This window comes from Maritimibacter alexandrii (assembly GCF_005871115.1).
In the GTDB taxonomy this organism is placed as follows: Bacteria; Pseudomonadota; Alphaproteobacteria; order Rhodobacterales; family Rhodobacteraceae; genus Maritimibacter; species Maritimibacter alkaliphilus.
Genome location: NZ_SWKQ01000011.1, coordinates 295,889 through 310,986, shown reverse-complemented (window position 1 = coordinate 310,986; position 15,098 = coordinate 295,889). Strand labels below are relative to the sequence as shown.

The 15,098-nt window shown below is 64.3% G+C and carries 17 protein-coding genes; 9 read left to right on the top strand and 8 right to left on the bottom strand.

Annotated features, from left to right (window positions below):
- Positions 1-57 precede the first annotated feature (57 nt).
- Positions 58-534, top strand: coding sequence for a thioesterase family protein (locus FCT00_RS09565; RefSeq protein ID WP_138422815.1), 477 nt, complete (start codon positions 58-60; stop codon positions 532-534).
- 92 nt (positions 535-626) lie between these two features.
- A complete protein-coding gene (locus FCT00_RS09560; protein ID WP_138422814.1) occupies positions 627-1,061 on the top strand; it encodes a DUF4177 domain-containing protein in 435 nt (144 codons plus the stop codon).
- Here FCT00_RS09560 and FCT00_RS09555 read toward each other — a convergent pair whose 3' ends face one another.
- Positions 1,062-1,319: a BolA family protein gene (locus tag FCT00_RS09555; protein WP_138422813.1), complete on the bottom strand. Its 258-nt coding sequence runs from the start codon at positions 1,317-1,319 to the stop codon at positions 1,062-1,064. It lies immediately after the preceding gene.
- Positions 1,320-1,453: 134 nt separating this feature from the next.
- On the opposite strand from FCT00_RS09555, the gene FCT00_RS09550 reads away from it, so the two are divergent.
- Positions 1,454-2,083 (top strand): J domain-containing protein, encoded by a 630-nt coding sequence (locus tag FCT00_RS09550; RefSeq protein ID WP_008327806.1) that lies wholly within the window; start codon positions 1,454-1,456, stop codon positions 2,081-2,083.
- 19 nt (positions 2,084-2,102) lie between these two features.
- On the opposite strand, the gene FCT00_RS09545 is transcribed toward FCT00_RS09550, so the two are convergent.
- The 5 genes from FCT00_RS09545 to FCT00_RS09525 all read right to left on the bottom strand — a co-directional run bounded on the left by FCT00_RS09545 (position 2,103) and on the right by FCT00_RS09525 (position 5,555).
- A complete protein-coding gene (locus FCT00_RS09545) occupies positions 2,103-2,864 on the bottom strand; it encodes an ion transporter (RefSeq protein WP_138422812.1) in 762 nt (253 codons plus the stop codon).
- Between the two features lie 148 nt (positions 2,865-3,012).
- Positions 3,013-3,480, bottom strand: a complete 468-nt coding sequence (msrB, locus tag FCT00_RS09540; protein ID WP_138422811.1) for a peptide-methionine (R)-S-oxide reductase MsrB — start codon at positions 3,478-3,480, stop codon at positions 3,013-3,015.
- Positions 3,481-3,570: 90 nt separating this feature from the next.
- Positions 3,571-4,125, bottom strand: a complete 555-nt coding sequence (locus tag FCT00_RS09535) for a fasciclin domain-containing protein (RefSeq protein ID WP_138422810.1) — start codon at positions 4,123-4,125, stop codon at positions 3,571-3,573.
- A gap of 216 nt (positions 4,126-4,341) precedes the next feature.
- Complete coding sequence (locus tag FCT00_RS09530) at positions 4,342-5,019, bottom strand: anti-sigma factor (protein WP_171042956.1); 678 nt, start codon at positions 5,017-5,019, stop codon at positions 4,342-4,344.
- Positions 5,016-5,555, bottom strand: coding sequence for a sigma-70 family RNA polymerase sigma factor (locus FCT00_RS09525; protein ID WP_138422808.1), 540 nt, complete (start codon positions 5,553-5,555; stop codon positions 5,016-5,018). Before FCT00_RS09525 ends, FCT00_RS09530 begins: the two co-directional genes overlap by 4 nt.
- 138 nt (positions 5,556-5,693) lie before the next feature.
- Here FCT00_RS09525 and cobS point away from each other — a divergent pair, with 138 nt between their 5' ends.
- The 3 genes from cobS to FCT00_RS09510 all read left to right on the top strand — a co-directional run bounded on the left by cobS (position 5,694) and on the right by FCT00_RS09510 (position 8,372).
- On the top strand, positions 5,694-6,680 hold the full coding sequence (gene cobS, locus FCT00_RS09520) for a cobaltochelatase subunit CobS (RefSeq protein WP_008327780.1): 987 nt from the start codon (positions 5,694-5,696) through the stop codon (positions 6,678-6,680).
- 53 nt (positions 6,681-6,733) lie between these two features.
- Positions 6,734-7,732 (top strand): O-fucosyltransferase family protein, encoded by a 999-nt coding sequence (locus FCT00_RS09515; protein ID WP_138422807.1) that lies wholly within the window; start codon positions 6,734-6,736, stop codon positions 7,730-7,732.
- 265 nt (positions 7,733-7,997) lie between these two features.
- Positions 7,998-8,372: a hypothetical protein gene (locus tag FCT00_RS09510; RefSeq protein WP_008327778.1), complete on the top strand. Its 375-nt coding sequence runs from the start codon at positions 7,998-8,000 to the stop codon at positions 8,370-8,372.
- 72 nt (positions 8,373-8,444) lie between these two features.
- Here the strand turns inward: FCT00_RS09510 and FCT00_RS09505 are convergent, their stop codons facing one another.
- On the bottom strand, positions 8,445-9,047 hold the full coding sequence (locus FCT00_RS09505; RefSeq protein WP_008327777.1) for an NADPH-dependent FMN reductase: 603 nt from the start codon (positions 9,045-9,047) through the stop codon (positions 8,445-8,447).
- 172 nt (positions 9,048-9,219) lie between these two features.
- Here FCT00_RS09505 and cobT point away from each other — a divergent pair, with 172 nt between their 5' ends.
- Genes cobT through FCT00_RS09490 form a run of 3 tightly spaced genes read left to right on the top strand, consistent with a single transcriptional unit; the run spans position 9,220 to position 13,299 of the window.
- Positions 9,220-11,097 (top strand): cobaltochelatase subunit CobT, encoded by a 1,878-nt coding sequence (gene cobT / locus FCT00_RS09500; protein WP_008327776.1) that lies wholly within the window; start codon positions 9,220-9,222, stop codon positions 11,095-11,097.
- Entirely contained in the window at positions 11,097-12,899 is a 1,803-nt protein-coding gene (locus tag FCT00_RS09495; protein ID WP_138422806.1) for an aminopeptidase P family protein, read from the top strand. The genes cobT and FCT00_RS09495 overlap by 1 nt, the downstream gene beginning before the upstream one ends.
- A gap of 58 nt (positions 12,900-12,957) precedes the next feature.
- Positions 12,958-13,299, top strand: coding sequence for a DUF427 domain-containing protein (locus FCT00_RS09490; protein WP_008327774.1), 342 nt, complete (start codon positions 12,958-12,960; stop codon positions 13,297-13,299).
- Positions 13,300-13,387: 88 nt separating this feature from the next.
- On the opposite strand, the gene FCT00_RS09485 is transcribed toward FCT00_RS09490, so the two are convergent.
- Positions 13,388-15,070, bottom strand: a complete 1,683-nt coding sequence (locus tag FCT00_RS09485) for a chloride channel protein (protein ID WP_008327773.1) — start codon at positions 15,068-15,070, stop codon at positions 13,388-13,390.
- Positions 15,071-15,098 lie beyond the last annotated feature (28 nt).

Genomic DNA, 15,098 nt, shown 5'->3' with positions numbered 1-15,098 from the left:
GCTTGCGCTCAGACCCCGGCCCCCTAGGCTCACCTGAAACCGGGACAGGAGGGACGCATGGGCACGCCGCATATATCCGAGATCAAGACCATCAAGCCGGAGTGGATCGACTATAACGGTCACCTCAACATGGCGTTCTACAACGTGTTGTTCGACAATGCGGCGGATGATTTCTATCCCGAGATCGGCTTCGGTCCCGAGTATCTGAGCGACCGGAATTTCACGACCTATACGGCCGAATTCCACATCTGCTACCTGCGCGAATTGCACCTCGACGCCCGCGTGCGGGTCCATAGCTGGCTGCTCGACTTCGACGAGAAACGCTTTCACACCTATCAGGAAATCCACCACGAAGACGGCTGGATCGCGGCCACCGGCGAGGCGTTGGGGCTGCATATCGACATGAGCGGGCCGAAGGTGGCACCGATGCCGACTGACGTCTACGAACGCCTTGAAAAGTTTCACGAAAAGCACAGCGCCGACCCCTGGCCGGAACGTGCCGGCCGCGGCATCGGGATCAAGCGGAAAGGGTAGTTTTCCGCCGCAAACCGCGTAGGCGCGGAACCTCGCTTGGACTTTCCCGTTCCGAATCTGCTACGTGGGCGCAGGTTCAGTGGAGACATGCCTTGCAACGCTATGAATACAACGTCGTCCCCGCCCCCAGAAAAGGCAAGAAAGCCAGAGGGATAAAGGGCGCCGAGGCACGGTTCGCCCATGCGCTCGCCGAATGCATGAACGAAATGGCCGCCGACGGCTGGGAATACCTACGCACCGACACCCTGCCGTCCGAAGAACGCGCCGGGATCACGGGTCGCGCCACGGTGTTTCAGAACATGCTGGTGTTCCGTCGCGCCGTCAGCGCCGAGGCGGCGGGTATCGGGCGCCGGCTGGACGAGATGTCGGGCGAAGCGATTCCGCGTCTCCCGTCCGCGACCGAAGCCAACACGGTGGCCGAAGCCGCCGAGGGTGCGGCCCTCATCGACAAGATCGAAAAGGTCGAGGACAGTTCAGAGACGTCCGAGGACAAGAAGGACGCGACCCCACCGATCTCCGCTGCCTGACTAGCCGGAAATCTCGAGCGCCAGCGCATGGATCTTGGCCATCAGATCGGGCCCCAGCGCGGCGTGCACCGCGCGGTGACGCGCCACGCGCGACTGGTCGGCGAAGGTATCGGCCTCGATCTTCACCCGGAAATGGCTTTCGCCCGATCCGTCGTCACCGGCGTGGCCCGCATGGCGGTGGCTTTCGTTGATGACCTCGAGCGTGCGGGGCTGGAACGCCGCCTCGAGCGCCGTTCGGATTTCATCTTCGCGCGCCATGATCCCTCCTACCGTCGTAAACACGACATCGTCAGACAAGTTTTCCAGCGGACCACCGCCTTTTTGCCGCTGGTCCCTTCTCATGAGACGAAAATCATCTAAACTCCCTTGTCCGAGTCGAAAAGAGTGGGTTCATGGATAAGAGCAGCGATCCTTTCGGTTTTGACATTTCGGTGTCGGCCTCGAAGAAAAAGAAGACGCGCGGCAAGCGTGGCATGTCTGGTGCGTTCGAAACCTCGACGCGCGTGTGCGAGCATCCGGGATGCGAGGAACAGGGTCAGTACCGTGCCCCGCGCAGCCCCGATCACCTCGACGAATACCTGTGGTTCTGCAAGGACCACGTGCGCGAGTACAATCTGAAATGGAATTTCTTCAACGGCGCGACCGAAGAGGAAATGGACGAACAGGCCAACAAGGACCGGGTGTGGGAGCGTGAGACGCAATCCTTCCGCTCGGCTGCCGAACAGCGCGCCTGGTCGCGCTTGGGCGTGGACGACCCGCATCAGGTGCTGGGGGCCAACGCGACCCAGAACCCCGGCAAGGCGGCGAGCGGCACGCGGCGTCTGCCACCCACGGAACGCCGTGCGATCGAGATTCTCGATGCCAAGGACAACTGGACCAAGGCCGAGGTGCGCAAAGCCTACAAGGCCCTCATCAAGGTGCTTCACCCCGACATGAACGGGGGCGACCGCAGCCAGGAAGAACAGTTGCAGGAAGTCGTCTGGGCCTGGGACCAGATCAAGGAAAGCCGCAACTTCAAATAAGGTCCGGCGCGGGGGCTGGCTACAACACCCCCTCCGTTTCGATATGCACGACCTCGCCGCAGTGCTTGCAATGCACCGCGTCGGGGTCATGCAGGAGCAGACCGCAGTTGGAACATTCGCACCGCACTTTGGCAGGCCGGAACAGGGCCGTGGCTAGGCGCAGGAACAGCGTGATCCCCACGATCATCACCAGCACGGCAAGCATCCGCCCGGCCGTGCCGTCGAGCGTGATGTCACCGAAGCCCGTCGTCGTCAGGGTCGTGACGGTGAAGTAGAGTGCGTCGGCGTAATTTCCGATCTGCGGGTTCTGGGGATATTGCGTGGCATAGATCAGGCCCGTCATCACGAACAGGAACACGATCAGGTTCACGGTCGCCAGAAGCACCTGTTCGTGTTCCTTGAAGAACGCGAAGTCCTGCCGCAGGCGGGCGGTGAGTTGGTAGGTGTGCAGAAGCCTGAGCGTGCGCAGGATGCGCAGGAATCCGAAGCCTTCTCCCGCGATGGGGGCGAGGAAGCTGACCATCGCCACGATATCGGTCCAGGTCGATATACGGCGGAAATGCTGCCACTTGTTTCGGGCCGCGATCACATGGGCCACGAAGTCGGCTAGGATGACGACGCCGATCGCCATGTCGATGGTCTCGATGATGCGGCCATGGTCGAAAAACGACGTCACGATCACGAACAGGATCGTCGCGATGTCGAACGCCAGCAGGCCATAGCGGAACCGGTGCGCGCGGTCGCTCGTGCCCTCGTAAAGTTCGCGAAGTCTGGCCTGCATTGACGCCCCTTTCCGCACCGATCAAATCAGCGCAGGCGGGCGGTGGCAAGGTCGGGGGTCGGGTGCGGCGGACCGGGGGACGGGACAGACATATCGGCCCGCCGCTGGGACCGCGCCAACTGGGTCGGCACGGCCCGTTTCAGGCCCGTCACGAGGACGGGGCGAATGTCAGGCTGACGCCATTCAGACAATGCCGCTTGCCGGTCGGTTCCGGCCCATCGTCGAAGATGTGCCCCAGATGCGACCCGCAGCGTGAACAGTGGCACTCGGTCCGAACCGCAAACAGCTTGCGGTCGTCCTTGGTGCCGATCGCGCCCGGCAGGTTGTCGTAAAAGCTCGGCCAGCCCGTGCCGCTCTCGAACTTCGTCTCGGACGAATAAAGCGGCTGGTCACAACCTTTGCAGTGGAAGATGCCCGCGCGGCTCTCGTCGTTCAGCGGCGAGGTGAAGGCGCGTTCCGTCCCTTCCTCGCGCATCACGCGAAACTCGGCGTCGGTGAGCATGGCGCGCCATTCGTCCTCGCTGCGCGTTACCTCGTAGGTCACGCCCGCCTTGCCGGCGAGTGCCGGGGCGGCCATCACGGCCAGTGCGGTTGACAGGAATGAGCGGCGTTTCATGGGTCCTCGCCAATGGTTGTGCGCGTCTTGGGCAGGCAGGGGGCGCAACTGCTGCCATGCGCCCCCTGCCCTCTGCTCGATGCCCCCGGATTACATCGCGGGCAGAAGAACTTCGTCGATCACATGGATGACGCCGTTCGACTGGTCGACATCGGCGATGGTGACGGTCGCCGTGCGGCCGCGCTCGTCTTCGAGCATGATCGTGTCGCCGTCATAGGTGGCTTGCAGGGTGCAGCCGCCGACGGTCGGAACCGGGTGGATGCCGCCATCGTCATCGACCATGCCCTTGATCGCATCGGCCATCGCATCGGCCGCGACCACGTGGCAGGTCAGCACCTTGGTCAGCATGTCCTTGTTCTCGGGCTTGAGAAGGTTCTCGACCGTGCCCGCCTGAAGGTTCTCGAAGGCGGCGTTGGTCGGCGCGAACACGGTGAACGGACCGGGGCCGGACAGCGTTTCGACAAGGCCGGCGGCCTGAACGGCAGCGACGAGCGTCGTGTGATCCGCCGAATTCACCGCGTTCTCGACGATGGTCTTGTCCGCGAACATCGGCGCGCCGCCCACCATCGGGTTCTCGGCGGCGAAGGCGCCACCGGCGGTCACGGCAAGTGCGGCCGTCGCGGTCAGGATCTTGGTACGAAGCATGTGTTTTCTCCCTATGTGTCAGTGTGTCCCGGTCCGTGTTGGCCGGGATTACTGAAAGCCACGGAACGGCGCGGGAGAGAGTTTCAGGGTCCAGAAATTTTTTTGTCGATTTTTTCCGAAACGCCCGGTTTTCCCCGGTGTTCAGGGCGTTCGTGGCGCGCCGCCCAAACGAAAAAGGGGGCCGGTGGCCCCCTGTTCCGTGTCGGTGCGGCGACGTCAGAGCGTTTCGACCGCGCCGGTCGCGATCACCGGACCCGTGGGCGCCCCCGTGGGCGAGCCCCCCGGCGGCTCGACCGAGATGGCCAGCACCGCACCATCGAGTTGCGCGGCGATGTCCTGAGACACTGGAAGGCGCGCGGGTGCGGCATCGGGCAGCACACCCATCGAGACGGGCGCATTGTCCCCCGCGATCAGCCACAGCTCGCGCACGGTGCCCGCATCGGGCGCGCCGCTTTCGGGCCGGACGAACAATTCGTTCGTCTCGCCGTCATAGCCGGCGGCGAAGATGAGCGTGCCGTCATCGCCCGCCAAATCGATGTGATAGACCGGGTTCGCAGGCGGCTGCACCCCGGTCACCACCGGGAAGAACACCAGCATGACCGCCAGCGCGGCGGCGAGAAGCCCGGGAATACCCGCGAGCATCCATCGCGGACCGAGCGCCCCGGCGAAAAGCCGTCTGTCGATCCCGCGCCAGACCTTCGCGGGCGGCGGCACCGCTTCGACCTCGTCGGCGAGGCCCGCGAAATCCTCCTGCCACGACAGGACGAGCGCGGCGAGCCGTGGCTCACGCGTGAGCCGCGCCTTGAAGGCGGCGGCCTCGTCCATCGACATCAACCCGAGCACGTATTCACCGGCTAGGGCGCGGTCGTCTTCTGGCAGTTCGGTCTCGGTCATCCTTCGAGACATTCCCTCAGTTTTATCAGGCTGCGGCGCAGCCACGTTCGCATCGTGTTCAACGGCACGTCGAAGTGCCGGGCGAGATCCGCGTAGGAGTCGCCGTCGAGATAGGCGCGGCGCACAGCGTTCGCGCGGTCCGGCTCGAGCGTGTCGAAACACGCCTCGACCCGTCGCGCTTCGGACGCGGCGACAGCCTGTGCCTCAGGCCCCGGCCCCTTGTCCGGCATGAAGGCGAGCGCATCGTCACCCTCGGTGCTCTTGCGCGCGCGCAGCCGGTCGATCGCGTGGTTCCGCGCGATCGTGATAAGCCAGGTCATGGGGCTTGCACCCCCTGTGGCGTAGCGTTTCGCGCCCTTCCAGACCTTGACGTAGATCTCTTGCAGCGCGTCTTCGGCTTCGCCCCTGTCCTTCAACACACGCAAGGTGACGCCGAAAAGTTTCGCCGAAGTATGGTCATAGAGATTTTGGAAAGCGGCCCGATCACCAAGGGCACAACGCGCGATCCATGTATCTATCTCGTCGCGTGTCGCCATGCTGCCCCTTCTACTCTGGAAACTACCTTACGCAAATTCCCCCTCCACGCAATCAAATGGGGCGTTCGGCCCCTTTTCCTCGCCCGTCATTCCTTTATGGTGCCGCTTCAGACGAAATGACCGGGCAAAGGACCTCCGATGGCTGACGGAACCACTGACATCAACGCGAAACCGACCGAAGATGTTTCGGTGCGCGAGGTGTTCGGCATCGACACCGACATGAAGGTCAGGGCCTTCGCCGACCGGTCCGACCGGGTGCCGGAGCTGGATTCGACCTACAAGTTCGATCCCGACACGACGCTCGCGATCCTCGCGGGCTTCTCGCACAACCGCCGTGTGATGATCCAAGGCTATCACGGCACGGGCAAATCGACGCATATCGAACAGGTCGCCGCGCGGCTGAACTGGCCGACGGTGCGCGTGAACCTCGACAGCCACATCAGCCGGATCGACCTGATCGGCAAGGATGCGATCAAGCTGAAGGACGGCAAGCAGGTCACCGAGTTCCACGAGGGCATCCTGCCCTGGGCGCTGCGCAACCCCGTCGCCATCGTGTTCGACGAATACGACGCGGGCCGCGCCGACGTGATGTTCGTGATCCAGCGCGTTCTGGAGCACGACGGCAAGCTGACGCTGCTCGACCAGAACGAGATCATCACGCCGAACAAGTTCTTCCGCCTGTTCGCCACGTCGAACACCGTAGGCTTGGGCGACACGACCGGGCTTTATCACGGGGTCCAGCAGATCAACCAGGCGCAGATGGACCGCTGGTCGCTGGTCGCGACCCTGAACTACCTGCGCCACGACGCCGAGGCGGCCATCGTTCTGGCCAAGGCCCCGCATTACAACACCGAAAAGGGCCGCAAGCAGGTGGGCCAGATGGTAACCGTCGCGGACCTGACGCGCACGGCGTTCATGAATGGCGATCTCTCCACGGTGATGAGCCCCCGGACCGTCATCAACTGGGCGCAGAACGCCGAGATTTTCCGCGATGTGGGCTATGCCTTCCGCCTGACGTTCCTCAACAAATGCGACGAGCTTGAGCGGCAGACGGTGGCCGAGTTCTACCAGCGGTGTTTTGACGAGGAATTGCCGGAAAGCGCCGCCAACGTGGCGATCGTCTGACCGGGCGGCCCATATTGGGGCCTGCCAGTTCCGGGTGAGTTGAGGATGGAAGAGTGACCGACGGAGTGCCTGAAACGACCCAAGCGGTCGCCACGCCCGCCTCGCCGAAGCCGGACGACACACCCGACACCAAAAAGCTGCCGATCCGGTTGGTCATGACCAAGGGCGGCATGTTCCGGGCGGTCTCGACCGCCGGGCACCTGCTGCACCTCGCCGAACAGGATGGCCACGATGTGGTCGTGCGCTGGCCCGAGAGCGTCTACAAAGACCCCGAGATGCGGGGCGACCCGTGGGAGTATTTCTTCGAGCCGCCGATGACCGACTATGCGGGGCCGATCGGGAAGCTCACCGGCATCAATTCGCTGTATCCGGGCACCGTCACCTCGACCGAGCACATCTTTTCGCCGCGCATCTTTCGCGGAATCGCCGAGTCGCAGGATCTGCCCAAGGACCGGCATCTGGGTCACAGCATCCTGACCAAGTTCATCCGTCCGAAAGCCTATGTCCGCGCCATGGCCGACGATTTCCAGACGGCATTCCTGAACCGGCCCTTCGTGGGCCTGCACCTGCGCGGGCCGGGGCGTCTGCACGGTGGCGCCGATGTGATGCGCGACCTGCTCCAACCCGGTGAGCCGATCCCTTACAAGTTCTACTTCAAGGCCGTGCGCCGGGCGCTTCGGCAGAACCGGCGCGCGCTGGTCTTTGCCTGCTCCGACTCGCAGGACGTGATCGACCGCGTGCGGCAGGAATTCGGCAAGCGCGTCGTGACCTATCCCTCGACACGGTCGCGTTTCGGGGAGATGCACGAAAGCCATCCCGAGAACGAAGGCGCGGTTTACTCGCCGTTCAAACTGGGCCTCGACGTGCTGGTCGAAGCCATGCTGCTCGCCCGCGCGCGCCACTTCGTGCACGGCAATTCCAACGTGTCGAACTACGTTCTCTGTGCCGCACCGGACATGCCGAGCACCTTTGTCTATGAGCCGATCATGGGCAAATACAAGGAACGGATGCGCGCCGAGCTGGCCCAGCAAAAGCAGGCCGCAAAGGGCTGACCCGCCTGCCCTTTCGCGCGCGGACGGCGGCAGGGAGTGATCGGCTTGGCATAGATCACGCGGCTGTCCCGCCGCCCCGCCGGTTTCTGCGTGTCCTGTGCGCAACAGGACTTTGACCATTCGATCAAAAGAAATCTACCGAAACCAAATCCTTATGAGTCGCGTTGCGTTCGTAACGTCAGGCGCGCGCGGCAAATTTATCATTCTTTCAGAAATGCGTGCTTGATTGGCACATATTTTCTGGAAAGCTCAAAACATGAGCAGAATGAAAACAATCTTGCAGGCCGGTCTTGCGACCCTGCTGCTCCCTTCGGCCCTGACCGCCGGCACCAGCGATCTGGTTCGGCAGTTCGCCTCCTGCACCGGGCGGTTCTCTGCACAGATGGAGTTTCAATGGCTCCTCGGCGATCCCGCAGCGGACCGGACGCAGGCGGAACGCGCCGCCATGATCTCGCTTCTCGAAGCGGTGGTGCCACCGGAAGACCGTCGTTTGGCGCTTGCCACGCGGATCGAGGCGAAACATGCCCAGAACGTCCTTCTGACCCGAGCGCATTTCAACGCCGACAGCGCGGATGCGGCTTGGGCGACGGAGCGGGCGGCGGTCGAGATCGGGAGTTGTCGGGCGCTGATCCTGTCCTAGGGCCCTGCGCCGGATGCGAAAGACCCGCCACGACGGGCGGGTCTTAGGTCGTTCTCGTCAGGATGCCTGACCTCAGGCCGCTTTCGCCTGATCTTCGGCGCGGGCTGCCATGGTGGCATTCGCCCACCACACCAGATCGTCGAGCATCGCGGTCGCGGAGGGCGCGAGCACCTCGTCCACCTCGGACATCGGACCGTCTTGACCCATCGGGTGAACCTTCATCAGCTCACCACCGCCAAGGTGCACGGCGTGCCGGATCGGCGCCATCTGAAGCTCGACACCGATGCCGCGCAGATGCTCGACCGCGCGCGCCGCGCCGACGCCACCATAGCCCATCGCGGCCATCGGCTTGTGCACCCATTCGACGTAGGCCTGATCGAGTGCGTTCTTCAGCGCGCCGGTGATCGAGTGGTTGTATTCGGCGACGAGGAAGATGTAGCCGTCGAATTCAGCGATTTTCTTCTGCCATTTCAGGACGTTCGGGTCTTGCGACGGCGCCCACATGTTCGACGCGACCTCGTTGAAGAGCGGCAGATCATAGTCACGCAGGTCAACGAGTTCGACGTCGATATCGGTGCGGGCCTGAGCCTTTTCCAGAAGCCAAGCGGCGGGTTTGTCGGCGAAACGCGTCTCGCGCGTCGAACCGATGATGAGGGCGATACGGGGTTTGGTCATGATCTCTCTCCAGAGGATGATGTCTGTTCTGACCTCAATCTGATCGCACAGTGACCCCCTTTCAATCGGTGGATTGGTGCGCAAATGCGCAGACTCTGTGCGACGTCAGGCAATCGCATCGCACGGCGCGTCACGGCTTGCCCCCGCCCTGACCCGGTGATTTAACTCTGCCATGGCCAAGAGTTCCGACAACCCCGCCGACCCGTTCAAAAAGGCCCTCGCCGAGGCGACCAAGGTGATGGCGGACGACCATGATCTTCAGGTGACCTATTCGGTCGACCCGTCGGGCACGTCGGGCGATACGATGCGCCTGCCGCAGGTCACCCGCCGCATGTCGCGCGACGAGGTTCTGCTGGCGCGGGGCACCGCCGATGCGCTCGCCATGCGTCACAAGTTCCACGACACCGCGACTCACGCCCGATATGCGCCATCGGGCGACATGGCCCGCGCGATCTACGAGGCGATGGAAACCGCCCGATGCGAGGCGATGGGCGCGCGCGTCATGCCCGGCACTGCGTCGAATATCGACCACAAGATCGCAGATGACGCGATGAAACGCGGCTACGTGGGGATCACGCAGCAGACCGACGCGCCGCTGGCCGAAGCCGCCGGGTATTTCGTGCGCAACGCCGCCACGGGCCGCGATCTGCCGCTGGGCGCGTCCAACGTGCTCGACCTCTGGCGCGACTTCATCGAAGGTCAGGCCGGCGACACGTTCGAAGACCTTCAGGACAAGCTGAACGATCAGTCGACATTCGCCAAATTCACGCGACAGGTGATCGACGATCTGGGCTACGGCGATCAGTTGGGCGATGACCCCGACGACAACATGGACGACGACTCGGACGATCAGGCCGAGGAGGACGAAGACCAGCAGGATCAGGAAGAAGGGCAGGACGAAAGCACGGAAGAGGACGAGTCCGGTGCGACGCCCGAACAGGAGCAGGAACAGCAGCAGGACGAAAGTCAGGCTCAGGTCTCGATGGACGAGCTGTCGGACGAGGAAATGGGCGACGAGGCCGAACTGCCCGATGCCGACGCCCCGCACGAACCGCCGCCCCCGCCCCCGGCCTCCGAAGCCGACCCGAACTACAAGGTGTTCTTCTCGGACCATGACGAGGAAATCTCGGCCGAGGATCTGGCCGAACCTGCCGAACTGGAACGCCTGCGCGCCTATCTCGACCAGCAACTCGAACCGCTGAAAGGCGCGGTCGGACGGCTGGCCAACAAGCTGCAACGCAGGCTTCAGGCCCAGCAGAACCGGTCGTGGGAATTCGACAAGGAAGAGGGCGTGCTGGACGCCGGGCGCCTTGCCCGCGTCGTCGCGAACCCCACGACGCCGCTGTCGTTCAAGATCGAAAAGGACATGGAGTTCCGCGACACGGTCGTGACGCTGCTTCTGGACAACTCCGGCTCGATGCGCGGTCGCCCGATCTCCATCGCCGCGATCTGTGCCGACGTGCTCGCCCGCACGCTGGAACGCTGTGACGTGAAGGTCGAGATTCTCGGCTTCACCACCCGCGCGTGGAAGGGCGGCCAGAGCCGGGAAAAATGGCTGGCCGACGGGCGCCCGCAGGCCCCCGGACGTCTCAACGACCTGCGCCACATCATCTACAAATCCGCCGACGCGCCGATGCGGCGCACCCGCACGAACCTTGGCCTCATGATGAAAGAGGGCCTGCTGAAAGAGAACATCGACGGAGAGGCGCTGGAATGGGCGCACAAGCGGCTGGTGGGGCGCCCCGAGGCGCGCAAGATCCTCATGGTGATCTCGGACGGTGCGCCCGTGGACGACTCGACGCTTTCGGTGAACCCCGCCAATTACCTTGAAAAGCACCTGCGCGACGTGATCGCGATGGTTGAGAAGAAGAAATTCGTCGAACTGCTCGCCATCGGGATCGGCCATGACGTGACGCGTTATTACGACCGGGCGGTGACCATCACCGATGTCGAACAACTCGCCGGGGCGATGACCGAACAGCTCGCCGCGCTCTTCGACAGCGACCCCCGCGCCCGTGCGCGGATCATGGGCATTCGGAAAGCCTCCTGATGTTTCAGACCTTCGAGACCTCGTCAGACCCGACCAAGGGCGCGGCCCGGCTGGAGCGGCTGCGCGCCGAGATGGCCGCCGACGGGCTGGACGGGTTCTTCGTCCCGCGCGCCGACGCCTATCAGGGCGAATACGTGGCCGATTGCGACGCGCGGCTCGCGTGGCTGACCGGGTTCACCGGCTCGGCCGGGTTCTGCATCGCGCTTGGCGATCAGGCGGGCGTCTTCGTCGACGGGCGATACCGCAATCAGGTGCGCGGACAGGTCGATCTTGCCGCCTACACCCCCGTCGACTGGCCCGAAGTGAAGCCGGGCGTCTGGCTTGCCGAGCGGCTGGACAAAGGGGCCAGGGTCGGGTTCGACCCGTGGCTGCACACGGCGGGCGAAATCGAGGCCATCGAAAAGGCGCTGCGCGGCAAAGGCATCGAACTGGTCCAGACCGACAACCTCGTCGACCGGATATGGGAGGATCGTCCGGCCCCGCCCGCCGAACCGATCTTCGATCAACCGATCGAGTTCGCGGGCAAGACCACCGTCGAAAAAATCGCCGCCGTGGTCGAGACGCTGAAATCCGAGAGCCAGCAGGCCGCGGTTCTGAGCGCACCGGATTCGATCTGCTGGCTTCTGAACATCCGCGGCGCTGACATTCCGCGCGTGCCCGTGATGCAGGCTTTCGCCATCGTCACCGACGAGGGGCGCTGCCTTGTCTTCACCGAACCCACCCGCCCGCTGGACGGGATCGCGCCCTTCGGCGACGAAGTGGCGTTCACGGATATCGCGGAATTCGCCGAGGCGCTTTGCGACCTCATCGGACCGGTGCGGGTCGACAAGGCGACCGCGCCCATCGCCGTGTCGCGCATTCTCGACGCCGAAGGCATCGCGGTGGATTGGGGTCAGGACCCCTGCGCCCTTCCCAAGGCCCGCAAGAACCCGGCCGAGCTCGAGGGCGCCCGCGCGGCCCATCTGCGCGATGCCGCCGCTTTGGTCGAGTTCCTGACGTGGTATGACGCCACCGCGCCGCTTGGTGGGCTGACCGAAATCGACCTCGTGACCGAACTGGAAACCCAGCGCCGGGCGTCCAACGAATTGCGCGACATCTCGTTCGATACGATCTGCGGGTCCGGGCCGAACGGCGCGGTCATGCATTACCGCGTGACGCGGGAGTCGAACCGGACGCTGGAAACCGGCGACCTCGTCGTGCTCGACAGCGGCGCGCAATATGTGGACGGCACGACCGACATCACCCGCACCCTGCCCGTGGGCGACGTGGGGGACGACGAGCGCGCGGCTTTCACCCGTGTTCTCAAGGGCATGATCGCGATTTCCCGTGCGCGATTCCCGCGCGGCGTGGCGGGCGCACATCTGGATGCGCTGGCGCGCTATTCGCTTTGGCTCGCGCATCAGGATTTCAACCACGGCACCGGGCATGGCGTCGGGTCTTATCTCTCGGTCCACGAAGGCCCGCAGCGGCTGTCGCGCGTCTCGGACGTGCCGTTCGAGCCGGGGATGATCCTGTCGAACGAGCCGGGCTATTATCGCGACGGGGCCTTCGGCATCCGCATCGAAAACCTGATCGCGGTCACCGAAGCCCAGCCGCTGCCCGGCGGCGACGACCGCGATTTCCTCGCCTTCGAAACGTTGACCTTTGTGCCCATCGACCGCCGCCTGATCCTGACAGACATGCTGGACGCGGGCGAACGCGCCTGGCTCGACGCCTATCACAAGACCTGCCTCGAAAAACTCTCGGGCCGCGTTTCGGCCCCCGCGCACCTTTGGCTGACCAAGGCCTGTGCGCCACTTTGACACAGAACATTCATGCAAAACCTGCTAGGCTCCGCCCGGCAGGGACAGGGAGACGCGCATGGCCGACCACATCAAGATCCGCAAAGCCACCGGGAAGTGGGTTGTGCGTGCCGGCGGCGCCGTGCTGGGCGAAACCCAGAACGCGCTCGAACTGATCGAGGGCGACTATGCCCCGGTGATCTACTTCCCGCGCGAAGACATCGCCATGTCCTTCCTCGACGCGTCGGACACCAAGACGCATTGCCCGTGGAAGGGCGACGCGTCCTATTATTCGATCCCGACGAAATCGACCGTCATTAAGGACGCGGCATGGTCCTACGAGGACCCGAAGGACGACATGGCCCAGATCAAGGGCTACCTCGCCTTCTACACCGACCGGGTCACCGTCGAGGAACTCTGAGCTTTATGCGGTGAGGGCCTGAGCCCCCCGCGCCGGACGGATACGCGCGCCCGAACGCCTGCTCGAGTGGGCGACCCGAGGGCCGCGCTCACGAATGTTCTTCGATCGCCGCGTCCGACAGCTTCTTGTTGAACGCCTTCAGCGCGTCCACATGATGCAGTGCACCCCAGAGTTCCGGCCCCTCGCCTTCGCCCGTGATGGTCACGACGGGGATGAAGGGCGTGCCGGTCTTCTCGAAAATCGGCATCGCCGCGTCGAGCGTCGCGTTACCGTCGATATAAACCCCGTCCTCGATCAGCTCCCAACAGGCATCCTCGCCCGCCGCGCGTGGATCTTCCTTCTTGCGCATCACGCTCGCCACCCGAAGCGTCGCCAAGAGCCACGCCTCCGGCCCGGCGGCGAGTTTCACGCCCCGTCGTGCCAGTTGCGTGAGGAAGAACGACATATCGACGAGCCGGGTCGAAATCGCGGTCGAGATCGACACCGCGACCATGACGGCCAGCCCGGTCTGCCAGTCGCCCGTCAATTCGAACACGATGAGCGTGGTCGAGATCGGAGCGCCCAGAACCGCCGCCGCGACCGCCCCCATCCCGGCGAGCGCGTAAAGCGTTTCGCTTCCCGACACTTCGGGGAACACGGCCGTCGCGATCAATCCATAGGCAAGGCCGGTCAGCGCCCCCACCATCAGCGCCGGAGAGAACACCCCGCCGCCCATGCGCCCCGCCATCGTGATCGACACAGCCACCACCTTGAGCACGGTAAAGACCACGGCTTCGTGCAGGACCAGTTCCCCCGTCAGGGCGCGCGACGTCGTCTCGTACCCCACACCGATGATGTGCGGGAACGCGATGGCGATCCCCCCCAGCATCAACCCCGCGATGGCCGGGCGCAGAACACGCGGCAGGTTGATGCGTTTCTGAAGCCAATTGCCGAAGTCGTCGGACAGGAAAATCGCGCGCATCAGGGCGACCGCGACCACACCGGCCACCACGCCCAGCAGCAGGAACGCGGGCAATTCGACGTAGAACGCCAGCCCGCCCTTTTGCGGCAGGACGAACTCGGTCACGCCGCCGAATTCGAGCCGGTTGATGACCGTCCCCGCCACCGACGCGATGGCGATGGGCGCGAAGGCATGGACGGCGAAGTGGCGCAGCACGACCTCCAGCGCGAAGAGCGCCCCCGCGATGGGCGCGTTGAAGCTGGCCGAAACCGCCGCGGCGACCGCACATCCGAGGATCTCGCGGGCCGTGACCCCGCTCGCCTCGATCCGGACCGAAACCCAGGTGGCCATGACGGCGGCAAGGTGAACGACAGGCCCTTCGCGCCCGGACGACCCGCCCGCCGAGAGCGTGATGAACGAGGCGAGGGCCGAGCCGAGGCCCGCGCGTTTCTCGACCCGCCCTTCCCACATGGCCGCACCCTCGATCACGTCCGCGACCGAGCGCACGCGCCCGTCGTTGGTCGTCCAGTTCAGGATGAAGCCAACGATCAAGCCCCCGGCGGCGGGCAGGACGAGGATCAGAAACCACGGCAGGGTTTCCGCGAAACTGTGCAGATGCGCCACGTCATCGGTGCCGTAAAGGAATGCCTGCAGTCGTTCGATGCCGAGACGGAAGAACAGGGCGGCGAACCCGGCCGCGATCCCGATGATGAGCGCGATGACCCAGAACTGCGCCTGCCCCGGCCCCTTTTCGCGGATCAGTGCGAGTGAGCGGGCGCGGTAATCATTGGCGGCGGAGAATTGCCGCTTTACCGCTTTTCTCAACGACACTGTGTTTCCATCCTCGCCCCCGCCTTTT